Origin of the sequence: Alcaligenes aquatilis, from assembly GCF_003076515.1 — a bacterium.
Taxonomy (GTDB): domain Bacteria; phylum Pseudomonadota; class Gammaproteobacteria; order Burkholderiales; family Burkholderiaceae_B; genus Alcaligenes; species Alcaligenes aquatilis.
The window spans coordinates 3,101,300-3,123,597 of sequence record NZ_CP022390.1 but is presented as its reverse complement, the minus strand read 5'-3'; the positions used below and the strand labels follow the sequence as shown (position 1 = coordinate 3,123,597).

The window sequence follows — 22,298 nt, the reverse complement described above, 5'->3', positions numbered from 1 at the left end:
AGCGCAAGTAGCCAAACCGTATCAGCTCGGGATTTACCCTGAAAAATCGATCTCCCCTTCAAGGCAATCGTCGCACTTTGTCTATACTCAGCTATTGTATATACAATTAAAAATCTGCTCGGAGCCATGCCACCATGAGCGACCCTCACCCTGCCACTTTGCTTGACCTGCTAAACATCAGCAGCCTGCCCGCGCAGCCCTGGAAAAACGGTGGTGGCACCACGCACGAAATACGGTGCTCCCCAAAGCATTCCGATTATGAGCACTTTGACTGGCGCATCAGCCTGGCCCAAGTCCACACTTCCGGCGATTTTTCACGCTTTCCCGGCATAGATCGACACATCATGTTGATCAAAGGCGACAACATGCAGCTAACCCACCATGACCACATTCATGTGCTGCACCCTTTCCAGCCCTACGCCTTCGCGGGCGAGGACCGGGTGGCCTGCGTGTTACCGCTCGGACCCACGCAGGACTTGAATCTGATGCTGCGCCGGGGCCGAGCCCAGGGCAGCCTGCAAGCCTGGCAAGGACGGAATGCTCCCATGACCTTGGCCGCAGGCACGCACTTTCTGTATGCACCGCAAGGCGGCTACCAGCTCCAGTCCGACATACATCGCTGGACCTTGAACACCGGGCAGGCCCTGACAGGCAGCACATCCGCCCCCTTGTCGCTGCAACTGCAGGCCGAGCACGCTGATGCTCCACTGGTCTACGCCTATATCGCTCCCACGGAATGAAACCATGCGCTACACACTTTGGACTGATTTACGCTTGGCCCCCAACGCCGACCCCGAGCAAGTCATTGAAGATGCCTGCCTGGTCGAACAGGCAGGCCGTATCGCCTGGATGGGCCCGCGCCATGCTCTGCCCGCACAGTGGCAGCAAGCCACAGAAGAACACAGGCTGGGAAACCGCTGGGTCACTCCAGGCCTGATCGATTGCCACACTCATCTGGTTTACGGCGATAACCGCGCCCAGGAATTTGCCTTGCGGCTGGCAGGGGCCTCCTATGAAGACATCGCCCGTCAGGGCGGGGGCATTGTGTCCTCCGTTAACGCCACCCGCTCCTTGAGCGAGGACGAACTGCTGGCCCAGGCCCTGCGTCGTCTGGATGCTTTGCTGGACGAAGGCGTCACCGCGATCGAAATCAAATCCGGCTACGGCCTGAATCTGGAGAGCGAGCGCAAGATGCTGCGTGTGGCCCGTCGTCTGGGTGAGTTGCGTCCGGTAACCGTACGTACCACCTTTTTAGGGGCCCATGCCCTGCCCCCTGAATTTGCCGGGCAAACCGATGCCTATCTGGATCTGGTGTGCGATCACATGCTGCCCACGCTGGCACAAGAAGGACTGATCGATGCGGTTGACGTCTTTTGCGAGCGCATTGCCTTTGATTTGAAGCAGTCCGAGCGCGTCCTGAAAGCAGCCCAAGACCTGGGCCTGCCCGTCAAAATGCACGCCGAACAGCTCTCCAACCTGGGCGGTACAGAAATGGCAGCACGCTACCACGCCCTGTCTACCGATCATCTGGAATATCTGGATGAGGCCGGTGTCATCGCCATGAAACAAGCAGGAACCGTGGCCGTACTCCTGCCCGGTGCCTACTACTTCCTGCGTGAAACTCAGTTGCCCCCTATCGGATTGCTACGTAAACACGGCGTGCCCATGGCCCTGTCCACCGACAGCAACCCCGGTACCTCCCCCTGTGCTTCCCTATTATTGATGCTGAACATGGGCAGCACGCTTTTCAAGCTGACAGTCCCTGAGGCCCTGGCAGGTGTCACCCGCCATGCTGCCAAAGCCCTGGGTGCCCCGAATATCAGCGGTGAATTGAGTATCGGGGCCCGCGCCGACTTTGTTGCCTGGGATATAGACTCCCTGCCCGAGCTGGTCTACTGGATGGGCCTGCCACGCTGTGCCCTGGTCGTGTACCAAGGAATCATCAGCCGTGACCTGCGTAAGGAATCACCATGACTATTCTGCGGCACTATGATGCGCTCTGGGCCCCCTGGGCCTATCTGGACAGCCAATGGCAAGCCAATGTACTGCTGCGCTGGGACCGGGACGGTACGCTGACGCATGTTCTCCCCGAAGCCAACCAACAAGACATAGACACCGCAGGCTCCGTATATAAGGCACTGGGCGCCGCACTGCCGGGCATGCCCAATCTGCATTCACACGCTTTTCAAAGCGCCATGAGCGGGCTGACTGAATTCCGGGGACAAGGCCAGGACAGTTTCTGGAGCTGGCGTGACCTGATGTACCGCTTCGCCGCCCGTCTGGAACCCGAGCACATGCAGGCCATTGCCCATTGGCTCTATATACAGATGCTAAAAGCAGGCTACACCAGCGTGTGCGAATTCCACTACCTGCACCACCAGCGCGACGGCCAGAATTACGCGCCCATAAGTCTGCTGGCCCAAGGCGTCATGGAAGCGGCCAGCGCCAGCGGACTGGCCATTACCCTGCTGCCCGTGCTGTATCAGTACAGCAATTTCGGCAGTCAGGCTCCCCGCCAGGATCAACAACGCTTTTTGAATAGCCCCACACAGTTGCTGTACCTGCTGGAGTCCTTGCACACCAGCCACCCGTTGAATGCCGACCGGCGTTACGGTATTGCGCCCCACTCCCTGCGCGCCACCAATATTGCTTCCATCAATACCCTGATCGACGGCCTGCACAGCCTGCCATCACGCCACCCGATTCACATCCACATTGCCGAGCAAATGGCCGAAGTGCTGGCCTGCCAGGACGTCAAAGGCTGCAGCCCGGTGGCCTATCTGTATGACAACTTCAACGTGGACGAACGCTGGTGTCTGGTCCACGCCACTCATATCGACGAGCAAGAGCGCAAGCAAATTGCCCGCAGCGGTGCCGTAGCCGGCTTGTGCCTGACCACCGAAGCCAATCTGGGCGATGGCCTGTTCCCCGCCGCCGCCTTTCTGGCCGAGCATGGTCATATGGGTATAGGCTCGGACAGCCATATCTGCGTGGACTGGCGCGCCGAGCTACGCTTGCTGGAATATGGTCAACGATTAATCAGCCAGCAACGCAATGTGCTGACTTCACCCCAACAGCCTTTTGTGGCGGACTACGTGTTTGAGACCTGCACGCGCGGCGGCGCACAAGCATCCGGACGAGCCAGCGGGCAACTCAGCCCCGGCCATCAGGCGGATTTAATGGTGATTGATCTGGAACACTCCAGTCTGGCGGGGCTGGACAGTCAACATTGGCTGTCAGCTCTGGTCTTTTCCGAACGCGCCCACGCCAACCCGATTCGTGATGTATTCGTCAGTGGTAAGGCCTATGTGACAGAGGGCCATCATCCGCAGGAAGAAGCGGCCTTTGCCGCCTATCAAGAAACGCTGAGTAGTCTACTGAACAAGGCTTAGATACAAAAAATCAGATAATGGCCTGTAAGCCCTTGTCGGCAATGATGTTCAGCAACTTGAGCGCCGGGCCGGTAGGATGGGTTTCTCCTTGCTCCCACTTGCGTATGGTCGATGCCGTGGTATGCAAATAAAGCGCAAATACCGGTTGGCTGAACTTCAAGCCTTCTCGCAGCCGCTTGATGTCGGCTGCATCGAACTCCCGAACTGGCGGCGGACAAATCGCGTCAAACTCGCGCATCGTCACCTTGCCAATCGCTCCTGCCTCCTGGAGCGCCGTCAGGTCGCCGCGTAGCGATTCGATGATCTTGCTCACAATGCACCTCCAATAACACGTCAGCCTGCAATGCATTAAACAAGGCTTCAGGGGACAAACCCAAGAACACCTTACCGACAAATTGCAGCGCTTTCTTCTCATCCTGCGTGATGTTCCCCTTGTCGCTCTTGGAGAACCCATGCAAGAACACATAACGGCTACCTATTCTGGCCGAAAGCAAGCTGCGATAGCCGCCGCTTTTGCCACCACCAGGGCGAGCTACCCGCTTCTTGTATAAGGCGCCCCCCAAGTCCACATCGATCAAACCGCTTTCCATCTCCTGAACTGCCTTGCACAAGGCAATATCGGGCAGCTTCTCGGCCGCCTGCCATCGTGCAAAGTCTTTGCGCTTGAGAACGCACGTCATATCGACCCCCAAACTATACCCGTATCGGATACACTTATCAATCTCTCGCCGTGGAACAACCGATTCACCACCCGCTCAGCCACATTCCACGCCTCGTTATGAACATAGCGCATACCCATCGCCACAGCCATGTGACTTGTGAGCTTTATATCCATCTTGATTGGCACACCTCAGTTGGCAATACAGGTCATCGCTCAATAGCGGATACCGTGCCTGCCTACGTATGGGACGCAGCAGCAGCCGTAGCATTCAGCGTGGACTTGTGCCGGCAGGGTGTAGTCCAGCGAAATGCAATGCTGGAGTCGTCGTGAAGCCCCCCCCCACGCTACGCCTTCGGCTTGCTGCCCCCGAGGGGGAGCTTTTTGTCTTGGGGCGGCCCGGCGACAAAAAAATCCCCGGCTTGGTGATCCAGGCCAGGGACAAGTTCGTGGAGACAAAAACAATCAGCAGTACTTCATGAAAACTAAAACAGATCCGCCGCCGTCGCTGCCAAGCTTTCGTCCAGCACCAAGGCTTTCAGGGCCTCGATATCGGGAGCCAGATAACGGTCCTGATCGTAGAAAGGAACGGCCTGACGAATCGCATCCTGCACCTTCTTCAAACGCGCCGAAGTCAGCAAAGGCGCATGAAAATCAATGCCCTGTGCCGCACACAACAATTCAATTGCCACAATCGCAGCCGTGTTCTGTGCCATGTCTTCCAGCCTGCGCGCCGCAAAGGTTGCCATGCTGACGTGATCTTCCTGATTCGCCGAAGTCGGCAAGCTATCCACACTGGCGGGATGGGCCAGCGACTTGTTTTCCGAGGCCAAAGCCGCCGCCGTCACATGGGCAATCATGAAGCCCGAATTCAGGCCTGCGGACGGCACCAGGAACGGAGGCAGTCCGGAGATGCTGGCATCAATCAGCAAGGCGACTCGACGCTCTGCCAAGGCCCCCATTTCAGCAATGGCCAGAGCCAAACCATCGGCGGCAAACGCGACCGGCTCGGCATGGAAGTTGCCGCCTGAAAGCACCTGATCCGGCTCGCCATCCTTACCGGGGAACACCAGTGGGTTATCCGTGACGGCATTGGCTTCGGTCAGCAAGGTACGTTCGTTTTGCGTGATCAGATCCTGAATCGCGCCCATGACCTGGGGCTGGCAACGCAAGCTGTAGGGGTCCTGCACCTTGTTGTCATTGTCCCGGTGCGACTGACGAATCTGGCTGCCGGCCAGTAACTCCCGATACAGGCGGGCCGCGTAAATCTGTCCTGGCTGCCCACGCACCCCATGGATACGCGCATCAAAAGGCGCATCACTGCCTTTGGCGGCGTCCACGCTTAAGGCACCGGCCAGAATCGCATTGCGGAACAAGGTCTGGGCGCGGAACAGGCCGTTCAGCGCCAGGGCCGTAGACACTTGCGTGCCATTGATCAGCGCCAGCCCTTCCTTGGCGGCCAACACAATCGGTGTGATACCCGCCTTGGCCAAAGCCTGCTGGGCCGGCATCCATTCACCCTGCCACTTGGCTTGCCCTTCCCCGATCAGCGTCAAGGTCATGTGCGACAAGGGTGCCAAATCACCCGATGCGCCTACAGAACCTTTGGACGGAATGAACGGCACCACGCCCGCATTCAGAATATCCAGCAAGGTCGTGACCACATGCGAGCGAATACCCGAAAATCCCCGTGCCAGACTGGCGATTTTCATAGCCATGATCAAGCGCGCAACCGCATCGGACACCGGCTCACCCACTCCCACGGAGTGCGACAAAATCAGGTTTTTTTGCAACTGCTCCAGATCGTGGTCGGGAATGCGTTGCTGGGCCAATTTGCCAAAACCGGTATTGATGCCATAGGCGGGATTACCTTCACGGATAATCTTGGCCACAATGGCCGAGGACGCATCCATGGCCCCGATCGCCTCTGGCGGCAGAGTCAGAACAGTCGGTTCCTGCCAGATTTGGCGCAGTTGTGCCAAGGTCAGTGCGCCGGGCGAAAGTTCGATACGCTTGCTCATTTATCTGTCCTGTTGTTCTTACTTGATCATGGGCAATGTCAGCCCGAAACTCTTGGCCGTTTGAATCGCCAGCTCGTAGCCTGCATCCGCATGACGCATCACACCACTGGCGCAATCGTTAATCAAGACCCGCTCCAGACGGGCCGCCGCCTGCTCGCTACCGTCGGCCACAATTACCATACCCGCGTGCTGGCTGTAGCCCATACCCACCCCGCCCCCGTGGTGCAGCGAAACCCAACTCGCCCCGCCTGCGGTATTCAACAAGGCATTGAGCAAAGGCCAGTCCGACACGGCATCCGTGCCATCACGCATGCTTTCAGTTTCGCGATTGGGGCTAGCCACCGAGCCGGTATCGAGGTGGTCACGACCAATCACAATTGGCGCTTTCAACTCACCGTTACGCACCATTTCATTAAAGGCCAGACCGGCGCGATGACGCTCGCCCAGCCCCAGCCAGCAAATTCGTGCAGGCAGGCCCTGGAAAGCAATGCGTTCCTGCGCCATGTCCAGCCAGCGATGCACGTGCTGATTGTCCGGAAACAGCTCTTTGATTTTTTGATCGGTTTTGTAGATGTCTTCCGGGTCGCCCGACAAGGCCACCCAGCGGAATGGGCCTTTGCCCTCACAAAACAAGGGGCGAATATAGGCGGGCACAAAACCGGGAAAGTCAAAGGCATTGGCCACGCCTTCATCAAACGCGACTTGGCGAATGTTATTGCCGTAGTCCACAACCGGAATACCCATTTGCTGGAAATCCAGCATGGCCTGCACATGGACCACGCAAGACTTGGCAGCCGCTTGCTGAATACGAGCATGTTGAGCGGGATCTTGCTGCGCCGCCTGCCACTGCTCCACCGTCCAACCCGAAGGCAAATAGCCATTGAGCAAATCGTGGGCGGAGGTCTGGTCTGTGACCAGATCAGGTTTCAAACCACCGGCTTGGGCGCGTCGCACCAGCTCAGGCAGCACGTCAGCCGCATTGCCCAGTAAGCCAATCGACACGGCCTCCTTGGCGGCCGTGTGCTGAGCAATCAGCTCCAGCGCATGGTCCAGATCCCGCGCCTGCTTATCCAAATAACGAGTCTGCAAACGGAAGTCGATACGGCTTTGCTTGCATTCAATCGTCAGCGATACCGCTCCAGCAAAGGTCGCGGCCAAGGGCTGCGCACCGCCCATGCCTCCCAGGCCAGCGGTCAGAATCCAGCGCCCGGCCAGCGAACCACCAAAATGCTGACGGCCTGCCTCGGCAAACGTCTCGTAGGTGCCTTGCACAATGCCCTGGCTGCCAATGTAGATCCAGCTACCTGCCGTCATCTGTCCGTACATGAACAAACCGGCCTGATCCAGCGCGTGAAACTTTTCCCACGTGGCCCATTTGGGCACCAGATTCGAGTTGGCCAGCAACACACGCGGTGCATCGCTATGCGTACGAAATACGCCCACCGGCTTGCCGGACTGAATCAGCAAGGTCTGGTCATCCTCCAGTTCGCGCAAGCTGGCCAGAATCTGGTCGTAGCACTCCCAGTTCCGGGCTGCACGCCCAATGCCGCCGTATACCACCAGATGTTGCGGATTCTCGGCCACGGCTGGATCCAGATTGTTCTGAATCATGCGGTATGCGGCTTCCGCCACCCAGTTTTTGCAACTAAGCTGTGTCCCCGTGGGGGCATGAATCTGCCGCGCAGGATCGAAACGAGGATCTTGGCGGGCCGCCGAAGTGTGATGATCTGGCATGGTAATGTCCTCCGTCTGAGGTGTCTCTGGATACGCGCTGGTTCTATCTGGCAGGCTGCTCCACACACTGATGGCAGGCCCAGGCGCCGACAAAACAACGGTTTTCTTGTAAGCTCACGTCAATGTATAGTCATTTTTTCAAGTTGTCTATACATATACCAAGCAGAGTCTTGCATAAGCTCATGACCGTGAGCATGGCTTCACTCACTGCCCAGTTCACGACCTTAAGTCTGGTCTGCGCGAGGCCCTTTTGAGTGTGGACACGTCCTACAGGAAAGCATAAGAATGGATGCCCCCCAGACGAGCAATACGCCCTCCGAATCGGCGTTACCCGCCTACCTGCAAATCAAAAATTTTGTGCTGGAAAAAATCCAATCCGGCCAATGGCGCGAAGGCGATCTGATTCCCACCGAACTGGCTTTATGCGAGCAGTTTGGTGTGTCACGCATGACGGTCAACCGCGCTCTACGTGAACTGACCACCGACAAGTTGCTGGTCCGCATCAAAGGCTCGGGCACCTATGTGGCGCAGCCCAAATTCCAGTCCACCTTGATCGAGATACGCAGCATCGCGCAGGACATACGGGAGCGCGGCCACCAACATAGCTGTCAGGTGCTGAGCGTAGAGCGGCTGCAGGCCAGCCCGGCTCAAGCGCGCTTGTATGGCATTGCACCGGGCTCAGCCCTGTTTCATTCCATTATTGTTCATGCAGAAAATGGCTTGCCCATCCAATATGAAGATCGTCTGGTGGATGCGCACATGGCCCCAGATTACATGGAGCAGGATTGGAGCCAGATCACGCCTAACGAGTATCTGCTGCGGGTTGCCCCCTTGCCGACCGGCTTTTACAGCATTGAAGTGCTGGTGCCTCCCGCCAGAATCGCACAAGCCCTACACATGAAAGAGCAGCAGCCCTGTTTGGTGATGGACCGCCGCACCTTCTCCAGCGAGCAGTTCACGACTCACGCAAGACTGTGGCACCCTGGCGACCGCTATAAATTCACCGGCAAAATGTAGGCTGTAAACCTGCTCCGCCTGGAGTTTGACTCCCAAACGCATCGATCAGGCGGACAGGCGTCTCGCCTTCCTGAGCCATACAACATCGCCATTTTCTTATCGTATTGACCAGGCACGACCCGCCCTTGAGCTGATCACTTGCAACCCCCACCGTCCCTCTATCAGCCTATTGCCACCACACCGGAACGGGCCTGCTCATGCTGGCGATAGCGGGTCAACGACAAGCCTGTGTGACGCTTGAAGTAACGGCATAGATACGAGGGATCCTCAAAACTCAACTGATCGGCAATCTGCCCGATTGCCAACTGACTGTAGGAAAGCAGCGCCTTGATCTCCAGAACCACCTGTCTGTCGATCAAGACCTTGGGGCTGTCGTTGAAGAACTCTTTGCTCAGTTGGGAGAGGTAAAACGGCGTGATATTGAGCGCATCCGCATAAAACTTCACCTCTCTGTGCTTTCGACATTGCTGGCCTACCAGCTCCCAGAAACGCCAACTGATCATTTCCTTGCGGCTGAACGACTGGCTACCCTGGTATTCGGACGGAATCTGCTCGGCAATACGCAGAAAGAAGTTCTGCAGCTGATTACGCAGCATGATGTGTTGATACCGCCCTCGGGCCTGCACAATCTGGCGCAGTTGCACCAGCCATGCGGCCAGCAAAGCCCGATCCTTTTGCAGGGGCACACACAAGGGATTGTCGTGCAGGAACACAAACAGGGAATTGGGCAGCGGATAAGCCACTTCTGACGCCAGGTTCTTGGGCATCAACAGGAAAAACACCTTGAAGCCTTGCGAGCGTCGTTTCAGCAAGGTCATCGTATCTTCGGCCAGCACCAGCACATCATGGGTACGTACGACCTGATCCTTGAAGTTCAGGCTGACCAGGGCGCGACCCGACAGGCAGATCATCAAGGTCATATAGGCATGACCAAAAGACAAAGGCATGCCCACGCCTTCGGACAGCGTTGTCTCGCCCGTCAGGCAGCCGTCTTGGGCGCTGAATAATTGTGGAATGTGATGCATGGGGCTGAACTGTCCTTGACTGGCTAACAACAGGCAAGACTTTCTAAAAGTACCGAAACTGCCAAGGTCCCGCTCTGTTCGTCAAACCCGCCAGCTTCTATTCTGTTTGCTGCTTGACCGTGAGTAAACAAAATGAAACTTCAAACAGAAAGACTTATTTTACGCCCCTGGCAGGACAGCGACGCCGAGGATTTGTACGAATACGCCAAAGATGAACGAGTCGGCCCGATTGCAGGTTGGCCGGTTCATACCAGCGTTGAGGAAAGTGCCGAAATTATCCGCACCGTTTTCAATATGCCCGAAGTGTATGCCGTCGTACACAAGGACATTGGCCGCGCCGTCGGTTGTATTGGCATCCTGATCGGCAAGAACAGCAACGTCGAGATCAGTGCAGAAGAAGGCGAAATTGCCTATTGGATTGGCGTCCCTTACTGGGGGCAAGGCTTGATCCCCGAGGCCGTGCGCGAAGTGATGCGACACGCTTTTGAAACACTGAAGCTGAAAGCACTGTGGTGCGGCTACTTTGCCAACAATACCCAATCGCAAATTGCGCAAGCCAAGTGTGGCTTTCGCCATCATCACACCGAGGAAAACAAGTACAACCCGTTTTTGCAGGACTATCGGACTGAACACATCAGCCGTATTACGGTCCAGCAATGGCGGGCCTTGCCCAAACAACCGGCCTAATCCCAGCCATCATCCTCCGGTCAGTTGGAAGCGGCATCCTGGGACTGACTCACACACAAGAACAGCTCCTGGGCTTCTTCGATGCTTAATGTCAGGCCCAAGCGTGACTGCAAGCATTCAGCCCAGGATGCCACCCATCAGAAACTCGGCACTGCCCATGGCAAACAGGCTCAGGGCAAGCAGATAGACGCCAGACGGGATGGTTCCAGTGGTTTTCAGGCTACTCATGACAGATGTCCCAACAAATTACATTGCCTTAGGCCACGTGCTTGGTCAGCAAGGCCGCAAAGTACATGCCCAGACCAAAAATTGCGTGTGTCAGCACGCTGCGCAAACGATTGATCCAAGGCGTAGGGGTACGCGATGCAGCCACTCCGGCACCCATGGCAGGCTGCATCACAAAAAAGGGCATCACGACCGTCACCGTGCCCACCATGACGGCGGGCAGCCAGCGGGGATCTTGCAGCCATGCGGTGCCATAGACCGCGACCAGCAAAAAGGCGAAAACAATGCCCACGGCATAGTGAATGAACCAGCCCAGGGCAGACTCCCCCGCAATCGGTTCAGCCTTGCCGATATGGCTGTGCGTAATCTGGCCACGCAGCAAATGTCCGGCCCAGCGGCCCACCATGGCGTAGTTCAGCGTAGCAACGCCCATCGCCTTTTGAATCAAGCCCCAAATGTCCATGAAAATAGTGGCTCCGACCCCAATCAGCATCACCTGCACCCACTCATTGATCGATAACATTGGCAATCCTTTCCGTTGATAAGCACCTTGTTTTGAGTGATCATAGAAGTTGAAGTCAACTTCAAGTCAATAGGTACACGATGGATATTTCAGAAGTCGCCAAACATACCGGCTTGCCCTCCTCCACCGTGCGTTATTACGAGAAGGAGGGCCTGATCAGCGCAGTCAGCGCCCCCGGTGAACGACGCCGTTTTACACCACAAGTGCTGGATCAACTGGCCTTGATTGCCCTGGGGCAAGCGGGTGGTTTATCGCTGGAAGAAATACGGGCCATGCTGCCTCCCGATGGGGCTCCGCAGGTAGACAGGCAATTGCTGCTGTCCAAGGCCGATCAACTGGATGCCACCATCAAGCGCCTGAAAGCCATGAGCGAAGGCTTGCGCCACGCTGCCCACTGCCCCGCCGCCAACCATACGCAATGCCCGACATTCCAGCGCTTGCTGAAAGCTGCCGCCATCCGGGTGAAGAAGAACAAGACCGGCAACTCCAGCGAGGCAGTGCGTCTTGCCAAAACCGGATAGGACACAAACGCAACAGCCATACTGGGTTGAAGCTTCAAAGCCATAAAAACCTCCCCCTATAATGGGCAACTGCCGCAACAAGGCCATATACCCTCTTGGGGATTGCGCTGACCGGTACACGTACCGCATTTCGCCAACACCCCCCAGCAAATTATTTAAGTGAGGAGCCGTCTACATGACGAGCACTAAGTCAGCAACTGAATAAGCCGCAACAAGCTCTTGTCTTGTTGCGGCGTTCTGTACTTCCAATCCCGCTGATTGATAACAAACAGACGCCGCCCGATTTCTTTTTCGAGTGGTAATTTTGTTATGTCTTCCTCACGCTCTTCCTGGGCTTTTACGCTGCCAGCCGCCTTGCTGCTGATGGCGCCCTTCGACATCCTCGCCTCCCTGGGGATGGATATTTACCTGCCTGTCGTCCCGGCCATGCCAGCGCTTCTAGGCACGACCCCAGCCGTTATCCAGCTGACCCTTAGCCTGTACATGCTGCTATTGGGTACCGGGCAACTGATCTTTGGCCCCCTGTCGGATCGCATAGGCCGACGGCCTGTTTTGCTGACAGGGGCCGCCCTGTTCGTGCTGGCTTCAACAGCCGCCGCCCTGTCCAGCTCCGCCTGGGCTTTTGTGGGTTTTCGGGTGCTGCAAGCACTGGGGGCTTCGGCCACCCTTGTGGCCTTGTTTGCCACAGTGCGCGATGTCTATGCCGATCGCCCTGAAGGAGTAGTGATCTATAGCCTGTTCAGCTCCATCCTGGCTTTTGTCCCCGCCTTGGGGCCGATTGCCGGTGCTTTGATTGCCCGTGCGGGTGGGTGGCAGGCCATCTTCCTGAGTTTGGCTGGCATAGGACTGCTGGCCTGGATCCATGCACTGCTCAAATGGCCAGAAACGCGACCTGCCAAACCAATACATTCACAACAGTCCGCACTGGCCGTACTCAAAAGCCCGGCCTTTTGGGTCTACACCCTGGGCTTCTCTACCGGGATGGGAACATTTTTTGTCTACTTCTCGACCGCGCCACGAGTCTTGATCGGACAAGCGGGCTATTCGGAAATGGGCTTTAGCCTGGCCTTTGCCAGTGTTGCCCTGGTGATGATTGCCACCACCCGCCTGTCCAAAACCTTTGTTGCTCGCTGGGGCACAGCCGGGAGCCTGAAACGCGGCATGGGCTTGATCGCCCTTGCCGTCCTGCTACTGGCAGCCGGACAACGCTGGCTGGATCCCTCCTTTGCCAGCTTTATCCTGCCCATGTGGCTGGCCGCCATTGGCATTGTGATGACCGTATCCGTCACCGCCAATGGCGCCTTGGCTCAATTCAACGACGTGGCCGGTTCCGCCGTGGCGATCTACTTTTGCGTGGAAAGCCTGATCGTTAGCGTGATCGGTACGTTGGCAGTGACCCTGCTAAATGGGGATACGGTTTGGCCGCTGGTGGTCTTTGGACTAGGAATGAGCAGTGTGGTTTTACTGGCTTTGATGCTGCTGGAGGCAAGAGTCAAACGCGAAGTTTGAAGATAAAAAAGGGAAGGCTTTCGATAAGTCTTCCCTTCATTTGGATCACCCGTCTTCACTTTTCATAAATAATTCCAGGAGCGAGCTATGGCGGACAATAAGGCAATCAAGCGTACCCATGTCCGTAATCCCAGTCCTTATGTGTTCTTAGGGCTGGGATTACGGACATTAAGTCTGCAAGTCGTCGGGTTTCTTCTAGCGAAATAGCCCGCAAAAGACTTGCGCGACAAACCATCACGCTCACCATCGAGCAGAACAGACACTCTCAGTTCTGTGTATCGCCAGCCTTCTCCAGATTCAAGTCATACGTCACCCACGCTGTTGCCTGAGCCAGACCATCGTACAGCCTCCGCGCCTGGGCATTGTCAGCCGCCGTGATCCAGCGCAGAAACGGCCAGCCTTGCTCCTTACCGGCTTGGGCGACGGCCTCAATCAAACGACGGCCCAGTCCGCTGCCTCGCTGTTCAGGAGATACAAACAAGTCATCCAGAAAGCCTGCTTCTTTGCCCAACAAAGGCTCCGGGAAAGGACGGTAATGCGCCAGGCCCAGCAACGCACCATCCGCCGTCGTTGCCACCTTGCCCTGCAAAGGATGCCGCGCATCCAGCAGCCAGGACCAGGTCCGAGCCAAGATATTTTCGTTCATGGGTTCTTTGTAAAACTCGGCATACTGCCGATACAGCCGCTCCCAGGCAGCCCGGTCTTGCGGCTGCAAATCCCGGATCTGAATACCATCGGCTCCGGGCTGTTCTGCACTGCTAGTCATGCTTGTATTCCCCTGTCGCTACCAAGCTGTTGCAAGGGCTGGCTGCTCCTGGTGAGAGGCAAAATGCGGCAGCACATATTCAGCCAGCTCCTGGACAATTTCCGCCGCCGGTCGCTGCGAAAACTGAATACCCAAAGCGGCATGATTCACACCCGCTGCCTGCCATTCCTCCAACAAGGTAATCAGCCCCTTGCGCCCGGTACGCAGTGTAAAGCCACCGCGCAAAGGGGTGCGTGGATAATCAGGGTCGTCCACCAAATCCAGCCACTCGTTGGTCATATGCGGACGAAAGCCGCCATCTGGAATCCGAGCGCGCCAGGCCCGAATTTTCGCAGCCAGCTTTTGCGGGCCCAGCGGCGTATGAGTCGCTTCCGGGTAGGTCAACCAACCATCGGCGTGTTCTGCAATCCATTCGGGCGACTGTCCCGAGGAACTGGTGACAATCAAAGGAATGGAACCATGCACGGGCTTGGGTAGCAGCTCTGCCGTATCAAAGCGGCCTAGCGGAGAGTCGATATTCAATTGCCCCGCTTGAGTTAACTGACGGAAGTAGCTGACAGCCTGCGCGAAACGCTCTGCCCGTTCGGCTCGCTCCACGCCATAGGCGGGAAACTCCACGGGCCTGTCCCCGGAAGCAATACCCAACACCAGGCGTCCGCCCGATAACTGGTCAATGGTGAAGGCGGATTTGGCCAGGTCGATCGGGTGACGCAAGGAGAAAATCGTACTGCCCGTGGCCAAGGCCACCCGCTTGGTGCGAGCAGCCAAAAAAGCCAGATAGGTAAAGGGGTCGAACACTTGCCCCGCATCCCCGAAGCTGGGGTCATACAAAGGCACGTCACGTACCCACACCGCCGCAAAATCCTGGCGGTCTATCTCCTCTACCAGCGCCGCCTGCCCAGCCAGCACACTCATATCGCCTTGATAAAAACGCAGGGGCAGAAAGATACCCATGGTCAGACAACCCGGCGCAAACATGCGGCTATAACCAGGATGAGTGGCAAAGGCAGGGAAAGATGAGCCTTGAGTCTGGCTTGTTTCAATCGTCATGATGTTTTCTCCTCAAGCGCCGGTAGCAGGTTCAGGCAAGGTGATGCCTTTACGAACGGCTGGGCGCTGGGCCACGCGTTCATGCCAGGCGCTCATGTGCGGGTACTGACTGAAATCAAAGTCGATAATTCGCGCAATATGCGTCCAGCCAAAATGCGCAATGTCGGCAATGGAGTAGTCCTGTCCTGCCAGATAAGGATGGTCTGCCAGACGTGTATCCAGCACGGTGAACAGATCATTCACCAGACGGCGGTAGCGCTCGATAGCGGCCGGAATCTTCTCTTGGGCGAACAGCTCGAAGTGCACGCGCTGGCCCAGAATCGGCCCCACGCTGGAGGAATGAAATTGCAGCCATTTGATCGTTTCCCAGCGTTGCTGGGGATCGTTTGAAAGCAATTGGCCGGTTTTCTCTGCCAAATACAACAAGATCGCGGCAGACTCGAACAGGACAATGCCCGTTTCATGGTCCTTCATCACCGGGATACGTCCATGCGGATTCAAGGCCAGAAACTGCGGCTGCTTATGCTCATTCGCATCAATACGCACATGATGCAGGCGATACGGTAGCGCCAGTTCTTCCAGGGCGATGGTTGCCTTAAAGCCGTTAGGCGAACTATCGGTGTACAGATCAATCATGGTGTGCTCCCAAACGGCAAGTTCGCTCTTCTTTTGCATATAGATAAGCTAAACTTTAAAAACGATTCAGAATCCCATTCTCCCAAGCTATACAGACAAAGAAAAACGATTAAATCTGCTTTAGAGATTTAGATAAACTAAACTATGAATCCTGTCTTTCCTTTGCAGGCTCTGCGCGCCTTTACCGAAGTCGGACGCCACGGCAGCATCAAGCTGGCCGCCCAGGCACTGGGCGTGACCTCGGGCGCAGTCAGCCAGCAAATCCGGCTGCTAGAAGATCGCTTGGGCGTCACACTGTTCGTGCGCAGCCACCACAAAATGAGCCTGAGCGAAGCAGGTGAACAGGTCTACCCTGTCCTGCTGACGGCGTTTGACCAGATCGAACAGGCCATGCACACGCTAGACGCCACCAAGCAGCGCAAGACACTGACAATCAGTACCGTGCCTTCCTTTGCCGCTTCCTGGCTGATTCCCCGGCTGGCCGACTTCAAGCAACAGCATCCTGATATCGAAATCCGTGTGGAGGCCTCCCCCACGCTGGTGGACCTGCGCCGCGACAACGTCGATATCGCCATTCGCCACGGCTTGGGCGTGTATCCCGGCTTGCAGGCCGAGCCCTTGATGGCCCCTGTCTTGCTGCCTGTAGCCAGCCCCGCCTTGCTGAAAGACAAGCCAGCCATTCAGGAACCGGCGGATTGCCTGGCATGGCCATTGCTGCAGGATACCGATCGGGCCGACTGGGCACTTTGGCTGTCTGCCCACGGGGTAAAGGACGATGCGCGCGCCGATCGCGGCACGGCTTTCGAGGATGATTACTTGCTGATTCGCGGTGCGATTGCGGGCCTGGGACTAGCCTTGATACCGCAGGAGTATGCGCAAGATGAAATCGCCGCAGGCCGCTTGGTGCAAGTGCTGGACAAGCCCTGGCCAGCCCGCTTTGCCTACTACCTGGTAACCTTGCCCGGTACGACGCAAAGAGCAGAGGTCCGTGCCTTTAGTGATTGGATCATTGAACAGGCACAGCTATAGCAAGGTTGCCAGGCTTCTTCCCGCTGCGGCTGCGGCTGCTGCGGCTGTAGTAGTTGTTGTGATGGTGGTGGTAACAATGACTGCTATCTCAGAGCAGAAGAGAAAATAAAACAGCGCATGATCGCTTCCCCATCCAGCCTATGTAACACCACCACTTCAACAGCCCCGATATCACGCACCCTGCTCCAGACATCGAAAATCAGCCTGACTTCCAACAAGGAAGCATATGATTTTTTTTGAAAAAAAACCCCGTCCCAACAGGACGGGGCAAACCTCAACAAGCAATTGAAAAACGCTTAGGGCAATTCCACGGCCACCGGGCCACGGGGACGGGAACAGCACAACAAGACTTTGCCCTCTGGCACCGGATCCAGAGGCTCTTCAAAATAATCGACCTCGCCCGATACCAGGGCACACATGCAGGTATTACACAGACCCGCACGGCAATTGAAGTCCGGGCTCAAGCCCGTTTCTTCAGCCAGATCCAGCAAGGAAGGGCAGTCTTCATGCCATTGAGCCTGACGGCCATCGGGCAGAAACGTCACGGTCTGCGTGGCATCCGTGGCAGTTTCATCCACGACGGCGGGCGACTCCGGCTCTGACGCACTTGCAGTCGCACTGCCAAGCACGTCAGACCCTACCTCTGGCTGAACAACGCTGGCCGCAACATCACCGGCCAAGGTGTTTTCCAGCACCGTCGCCGGACCAAAAAACTCATAGTGAATGCGCTCTCGCGCCACACCCAGGCTACGCAGCACACCGTAATTGCTCTGCATGAAGGCACTGGGCCCACACAGGTAAAACTCGTAATCATCCAGTGGCAGCCAATGCTGCAACTGCTCACGTGTAATCAGTCCCGCCACATGGTGCAAACCGGCTTGTTCATCATCTTCAGTCGGGTTGCGATAGCAGAAGTAAAGTTGCACACCCTCGCGTTGTGCGGCCAGTTCGCGAATTTCATCCGCAAAGGCATGCACCGTGCTGTTATCACAGGCATGGATCACAGACACCTTACGCTGACTGTGTTTAAGCAAACGATGCAACATAGCCAGCAAAGGGGTTTGGCCCACGCCACCGCTAAGCAGCACCACAGGCCGCTGGCTGCTTTCATCCAGCACAAACTCGCCCATCGGTCCGGCCGCGCTCAGCACATCGCCCGGCTGCACCTGTTGGTGCAGATAGGAGGAGGCCAAACCATCAGCCACGCTTAACCCTGCTGGGGCCTTCTCGTGCTTGACGGAAATGCGCAGTCGATCCGTGCAGTCGGGGTCCCCCGACACGCTGTAGTTGCGCAACACGGTTTGCCCGTCAATCTCCAGGCGAAACACCAGATACTGGCCCGGCTGATAAGACGGCACAACACCGTCCACCGGCTCCAGGACAAATGAAGTAATCACGTCACTTTCGCGCTGCTTTTCCAGTACGCGATAGGCCCGGAAACGGCGGCTGGCCGTGTTCTCGGTGGGCGCAGGCGATGCAGTCGTATTCATCACGCTCAAGCCGTCGTGGTCTCGCTGGTAACGGCTTGCTCGGCCTGAATCATCTGGCTGATCTTGCGACGGAAACGCAAGGGGCCGGAATCCAAGGGCAAATCCAAAGCGGCAGGACGCTCTTTCAGGGCCTTATGCACTTCTTCCAGAACCACTTTGTCTTCCAGGAAGGCGTGGCGCACGTCTTCGTTGAAAATCTTGGAAACGGCCTCGTCATCCGGGCTGAAATTACGCAGTTGGAACCAGAAGTAGCGGGTGTGTTCTTCGTCGATAGGTGTCAGAAAGTTATAGGAGTCCATCAGGAAAACGTCCTGGTGGTACTCGCTGGGCTCTTCGGTGGCGGCACCGGCGGGCAGGAAGATAGCCTTGATCACGGCCAGCGATGGGAAACGCACTTCGTATTGCTGCTTACGGTCGCAATTGCCTTCAAATTTCACAAACTGCTTGTAAAACGGTGCAACTTCCACATTTTTGGACCAGCGCGAGACCGTCACGCCATGGTCCTCAACCTTGACGGTCAAGGGCAGGCCGATGATGTCAGGGCTACCAAAGGAGCTTTGGTGGACCCAGGACACGTGCGACGGGTCCAGCAAATTGTCGGTGACGTACAGGTAATTACAGTCCAGCTCCATGGCATCGCCACGGTTCACACCCCACTCGGGATTGTCCCACTCGGGGATGTCGATCAGTTTGGACGGATCAGCCAATTCAGGGTCACCCATCCAAACCCAGACCAGACCAAAACGCTCCGTACAGGGGTAGCTGCGCACCACCGCACTTTTAGGGATTTGCGCCACACCGGGCGCTTTGGTACAGGAGCCGCTGCAATCAAACGTCAGGCCGTGATAGCCGCATTCCACCTGGTCGCCAATCAAACGGCCTTTGGACAAAGGCAGACGGCGGTGTGGACAGGAATCTTCCAGAGCGACTGGCTGGCCGTCTTCACGGCGATACAGCACCAGGTTTTCGCTAAGCATACGCACGGGCAGCAAGCTGCGACCGAGCTGCGTAGCCAATGCGCCTACATACCAGGCATTGCGTACAAACATGATTTACCCCCAACTCTGAATGCGGTGCATGAAGGCTGAACGAGCCCATTCATGCTCTCTTGTCTTTGAAGCGCTCCGACCTGCTGGCCAGGGCTTCTGCGCCACTGTGCGGGAACACCTAGAGCACCGTATCAATCTGGCCCCGCTTGAGCTCGCCAGCCGTGGCGAGACTTGCGCTTACGTTCTTGCTCATCATAATCGCAATTAAATTCAGCCTACTATCCATATCGTTTAGAATTTCTAAAGTTAAATGACTTTTCTGGACGGGGTCTAAGCACCATGGATACCTTGCCTCCCTTACGCGCGTTGCAAGTCTTTGAAACTCTGGGCCACAGTCAAAGCCTGCAAGAGGCTGCCCGTCGCCTGAAAATTACTCCCGGTGCCATCAGCCAGCAATTGCGCCTGCTGGAGGACAGGCTGGGCTGTAGCCTGACCTACAAAGAAGGCAAACGCTTGCGGCTGACGGCGGCGGGGGTGCGTTTTCATGAAATCTGTACTCAGGCGTTTGAGCTGTTGCGCGACGGCCAGCAAGAAATGGAGCGTTCGCGCAACACCAGCCTGCTGTCCATCAGCGCTTTGCCCTCCATGCTTAAAACCTGGATGGCCCCGCTGGCGTTTCAATGGCAGGAGCAGTACGACCCGGAGCTGACCCTGCACCTGAAAGGCAGCCATGCCGAGCCGGACCTGGAAGCCGAACAAATCGACTTTCGGATCACCTACGGTCAGGCCGCCGCCCGCCCCCGCAGCTTTACCGAGCTTTATACAGACCGTGTCGTTCCCGCCTGCAGCCCGACCCTGCTGCAAGGGCAAGCCGCCTTGCGACATCCCCGTGACCTATTGAACTATCCCTTGCTGTCCTCGGACTGGCAGCCACGCTTTACCTCGCCCCCATCCTGGCGCGACTGGTTTGAGTCTTTGGCTATAGACATAGGCAATACGCCCCTGGATCGCTTCCGTGTTTTTTCCCTGTCGCATATGGCGCTGGAGTCCGCCGTGGCAGGCCAGGGGTTTGTATTAGCGCAATGCTCGATGATAGAAAAAGAAGTGCGCAGCGGGCAGTTAATTCTGCCCTTCTCCCATTCCTTGCCCCTGCCCTGGCCTTATGTACTGACCCGACGGGCGGGTGCGTTTGAGTCACCTCATAGCCAGGATTTTCATCGCTATTTATTGAACCAGGCACGACAACAGGAGCAGATCAATCAGGAGCTGTTGCTGCAAGCATTAGCCTGAGCAATGTCGCAGTACGACGAAATACAGCCAGATTGCCGATAGACCTGCTGGCCTGGCCGTGACCAAGCACTAAACCATTGAGTGCTTCAGCTATATAAGCGCAGGGCTGTTCGATGGCTTAGCTCTACACCGTTCCACTTTTAGTTCAGTTTCCAGCACTCAGCCAGGTGAGCAAAACAAGTCGAGCGCCTGGATCAGACAAGTACATATAAGCGGCTTCTACCGCCCGATAAACGCAACTGCGGATGCATTTCTAGCATCAACAAAAAAGCGTGTTTACCGCCCCCGAAGGGGCCATCAACACGCTCTTTAATCCTGCTGAAGAAACTTCAGCGTCTTAGGCCACGACGGCAGCCAGCGACTCCGCGAAGTAATCCACGTTGGACTGGTTCAGACCTGGCACGCTGATGCGGCCCGACTCCAGCACATACACGCCAAAATCATCACGCAGTTTCTGAATCTGCTCTTTGGTCAGGCCGGTGTAGCAGAACATACCTTGCTGTTTGACAAAATAGCTGCTGTCGTACTGGGGAGCCAGCTCTTTCAGGCGATCGTGTACATGCTTGCGCATGGCAGCAATACGCTGACGCATGGTTTCCACGTCTGCCGCCCATTCGGCCAGCAAAGACTCATCCGACAAGACCGAGGCAATAGCCTGTCCACCGTGCGAGGGCGGGTTGGAGTAGATGCGACGCACCACGGCTTTAAGCTGGCCCAAAACGCGGTCAGCTTCGTCCGCGCTCTTGCACACCACCGACAAGCCGCCGCAGCGCTCGGAGTAGTAGGAGAAATTCTTGGAGAAAGAGTTGGCCAGCAGGAAAGTCAGTCCTGCATCGACCATGGCGCGCACGGCAAAGGCATCTTCATCCAGGCTACGACCAAAACCCTGGTAAGCCATGTCCAGGAAAGGTATCAGCTTGCGCTGCTGCAGCACAGGAATCAGTTGCAGCCACTGCTCGTCGCTCAGATCAGCCCCGGTGGGGTTATGGCAGCAGGGGTGCAGCAGGACAATGCTGTACTCGGGCAGGACGGAAATATCTTCCATCAGGCCGGTGAAATCCAGACCGCGAGTGGCGGGATCGTAGTAGCGGTAAGTGTGGGTAGGAATGCCCGATCCACGGAAAATGGAGTGATGGTTATCCCAGGCTGGATCGCTGATCCACATTTCGCTATTGGGGTAGGCTTCGTGCAGGAAGTCGCCACCCACTTTCAAGGCACCCGAACCACCCAGTGTCTGGATGGTCGCCACACGACCTTCTTGCAGCACTTTACTGTCGGCACCAAAAACCAGTTTTTGCACGGCGCTGCGGTACGAAGCCAAGCCTTCGATAGGCAGGTAGCCTCGGGGTTGGCCCTTGGCTGCCCATTGCTCTTCAGCGCGGCGAGCCACATCCAGCAAAGGCAGACGGCCTTGCTCGTCGTAATACAAACCAATGGTCAGGTTGACCTTGCGGTCGCGCGGATCGGCGTGAAATGCCTCGTTCAAACGGAAAATCGGATCGCCACCATAGGCCTGCAAATGCTCAAACATGCTTGTTCCTTGAAAAATTACGGTTGTGGGCCGCCCGGTCTGGTCGACGGTCTATTCAAATAAGCATTGACCTTATACCTTGGGCCTACTTTAGCCAATATCTTGGGGATTTTTTTTGCAGCACATGGGCACGCGAGCGATGCGTGAATGCGTCATCAGACTTGTCCCCCCTTGGTTCGGCACCGCACCTGTTCTTGTCTAGTCG

20 protein-coding genes and 1 pseudogene are annotated in these 22,298 nt (G+C 56.6%); 9 read left to right on the top strand and 12 right to left on the bottom strand.

Going from position 1 to position 22,298, the window contains the following annotated elements; translation table 11 throughout:
* Positions 1–134 precede the first annotated feature (134 nt).
* Genes CA948_RS14320 through CA948_RS14310 form a run of 3 tightly spaced genes read left to right on the top strand, consistent with a single transcriptional unit; the run spans position 135 to position 3,392 of the window.
* Entirely contained in the window at positions 135–740 is a 606-nt protein-coding gene (locus CA948_RS14320) for a HutD/Ves family protein (RefSeq protein ID WP_108728363.1), read from the top strand.
* A 4-nt stretch (positions 741–744) separates the two neighbouring features.
* Positions 745–1,974 carry an imidazolonepropionase gene (hutI, locus tag CA948_RS14315; protein ID WP_108728362.1) on the top strand — a complete coding sequence of 410 codons (1,230 nt, stop codon included), beginning with the start codon at positions 745–747 and terminating at the stop codon, positions 1,972–1,974.
* A complete protein-coding gene (locus CA948_RS14310; protein ID WP_108728361.1) occupies positions 1,971–3,392 on the top strand; it encodes a formimidoylglutamate deiminase in 1,422 nt (473 codons plus the stop codon). The genes hutI and CA948_RS14310 overlap by 4 nt, the downstream gene beginning before the upstream one ends.
* Positions 3,393–3,402: 10 nt before the next feature.
* Here the strand turns inward: CA948_RS14310 and CA948_RS14305 are convergent, their stop codons facing one another.
* From CA948_RS14305 to hutU, 4 genes and pseudogenes are all read right to left on the bottom strand, one after another.
* The gene (locus CA948_RS14305) at positions 3,403–3,705 is read right to left on the bottom strand and encodes a helix-turn-helix domain-containing protein (protein ID WP_108728360.1); all 303 of its coding nucleotides are present in this window, start codon (positions 3,703–3,705) and stop codon (positions 3,403–3,405) included.
* Positions 3,692–4,072 (bottom strand): annotated as a pseudogene (locus CA948_RS14300) (type II toxin-antitoxin system RelE/ParE family toxin); the annotation flags it as partial. The gene CA948_RS14305 and the pseudogene CA948_RS14300, both read right to left, overlap by 14 nt.
* Before the next feature lie 463 nt (positions 4,073–4,535).
* Positions 4,536–6,071, bottom strand: a complete 1,536-nt coding sequence (gene hutH / locus CA948_RS14295) for a histidine ammonia-lyase (RefSeq protein WP_108728358.1) — start codon at positions 6,069–6,071, stop codon at positions 4,536–4,538.
* A gap of 18 nt (positions 6,072–6,089) precedes the next feature.
* Positions 6,090–7,805 (bottom strand): urocanate hydratase, encoded by a 1,716-nt coding sequence (gene hutU / locus CA948_RS14290; protein ID WP_108728357.1) that lies wholly within the window; start codon positions 7,803–7,805, stop codon positions 6,090–6,092.
* Between the two features lie 285 nt (positions 7,806–8,090).
* On the opposite strand from hutU, the gene hutC reads away from it, so the two are divergent.
* On the top strand, positions 8,091–8,822 hold the full coding sequence (gene hutC / locus CA948_RS14285) for a histidine utilization repressor (RefSeq protein ID WP_094198084.1): 732 nt from the start codon (positions 8,091–8,093) through the stop codon (positions 8,820–8,822).
* A gap of 161 nt (positions 8,823–8,983) precedes the next feature.
* Here hutC and CA948_RS14280 read toward each other — a convergent pair whose 3' ends face one another.
* On the bottom strand, positions 8,984–9,847 hold the full coding sequence (locus CA948_RS14280; protein ID WP_108728356.1) for an AraC family transcriptional regulator: 864 nt from the start codon (positions 9,845–9,847) through the stop codon (positions 8,984–8,986).
* 132 nt (positions 9,848–9,979) lie between these two features.
* On the opposite strand from CA948_RS14280, the gene CA948_RS14275 reads away from it, so the two are divergent.
* Entirely contained in the window at positions 9,980–10,534 is a 555-nt protein-coding gene (locus tag CA948_RS14275; protein WP_108728355.1) for a GNAT family N-acetyltransferase, read from the top strand.
* A 256-nt stretch (positions 10,535–10,790) separates the two neighbouring features.
* On the opposite strand, the gene CA948_RS14270 is transcribed toward CA948_RS14275, so the two are convergent.
* Positions 10,791–11,282: a DUF2938 domain-containing protein gene (locus CA948_RS14270; protein WP_108728354.1), complete on the bottom strand. Its 492-nt coding sequence runs from the start codon at positions 11,280–11,282 to the stop codon at positions 10,791–10,793.
* 80 nt (positions 11,283–11,362) lie between these two features.
* On the opposite strand from CA948_RS14270, the gene CA948_RS14265 reads away from it, so the two are divergent.
* Complete coding sequence (locus tag CA948_RS14265; RefSeq protein WP_108728353.1) at positions 11,363–11,803, top strand: helix-turn-helix domain-containing protein; 441 nt, start codon at positions 11,363–11,365, stop codon at positions 11,801–11,803.
* Between the two features lie 309 nt (positions 11,804–12,112).
* Entirely contained in the window at positions 12,113–13,312 is a 1,200-nt protein-coding gene (gene cml / locus CA948_RS14260; protein WP_108728352.1) for a CmlA/FloR family chloramphenicol efflux MFS transporter, read from the top strand.
* Positions 13,313–13,577: 265 nt separating this feature from the next.
* Here the strand turns inward: cml and CA948_RS14255 are convergent, their stop codons facing one another.
* Genes CA948_RS14255 through CA948_RS14245 form a run of 3 tightly spaced genes read right to left on the bottom strand, consistent with a single transcriptional unit; the run spans position 13,578 to position 15,764 of the window.
* A complete protein-coding gene (locus tag CA948_RS14255; protein ID WP_108728351.1) occupies positions 13,578–14,078 on the bottom strand; it encodes a GNAT family N-acetyltransferase in 501 nt (166 codons plus the stop codon).
* A gap of 18 nt (positions 14,079–14,096) precedes the next feature.
* The gene (locus CA948_RS14250; RefSeq protein ID WP_108728350.1) at positions 14,097–15,128 is read right to left on the bottom strand and encodes an LLM class oxidoreductase; all 1,032 of its coding nucleotides are present in this window, start codon (positions 15,126–15,128) and stop codon (positions 14,097–14,099) included.
* 12 nt (positions 15,129–15,140) lie between these two features.
* Complete coding sequence (locus tag CA948_RS14245; protein WP_108728775.1) at positions 15,141–15,764, bottom strand: glutathione S-transferase family protein; 624 nt, start codon at positions 15,762–15,764, stop codon at positions 15,141–15,143.
* Between the two features lie 144 nt (positions 15,765–15,908).
* On the opposite strand from CA948_RS14245, the gene gcvA reads away from it, so the two are divergent.
* Positions 15,909–16,793 (top strand): transcriptional regulator GcvA, encoded by an 885-nt coding sequence (gcvA, locus tag CA948_RS14240; RefSeq protein ID WP_108728349.1) that lies wholly within the window; start codon positions 15,909–15,911, stop codon positions 16,791–16,793.
* A gap of 296 nt (positions 16,794–17,089) precedes the next feature.
* On the opposite strand, the gene CA948_RS14235 is transcribed toward gcvA, so the two are convergent.
* Positions 17,090–18,283 (bottom strand): FAD-binding oxidoreductase, encoded by a 1,194-nt coding sequence (locus CA948_RS14235; protein ID WP_108728348.1) that lies wholly within the window; start codon positions 18,281–18,283, stop codon positions 17,090–17,092.
* Between the two features lie 5 nt (positions 18,284–18,288).
* A complete protein-coding gene (locus tag CA948_RS14230; protein ID WP_108728347.1) occupies positions 18,289–19,332 on the bottom strand; it encodes an aromatic ring-hydroxylating dioxygenase subunit alpha in 1,044 nt (347 codons plus the stop codon).
* Positions 19,333–19,611: 279 nt separating this feature from the next.
* Here CA948_RS14230 and CA948_RS14225 point away from each other — a divergent pair, with 279 nt between their 5' ends.
* On the top strand, positions 19,612–20,562 hold the full coding sequence (locus tag CA948_RS14225; protein ID WP_108728346.1) for a LysR substrate-binding domain-containing protein: 951 nt from the start codon (positions 19,612–19,614) through the stop codon (positions 20,560–20,562).
* 337 nt (positions 20,563–20,899) lie between these two features.
* On the opposite strand, the gene CA948_RS14220 is transcribed toward CA948_RS14225, so the two are convergent.
* The gene (locus CA948_RS14220) at positions 20,900–22,093 is read right to left on the bottom strand and encodes an amino acid aminotransferase (RefSeq protein ID WP_094198097.1); all 1,194 of its coding nucleotides are present in this window, start codon (positions 22,091–22,093) and stop codon (positions 20,900–20,902) included.
* Between the last annotated feature and the right edge of the window lie 205 nt (positions 22,094–22,298).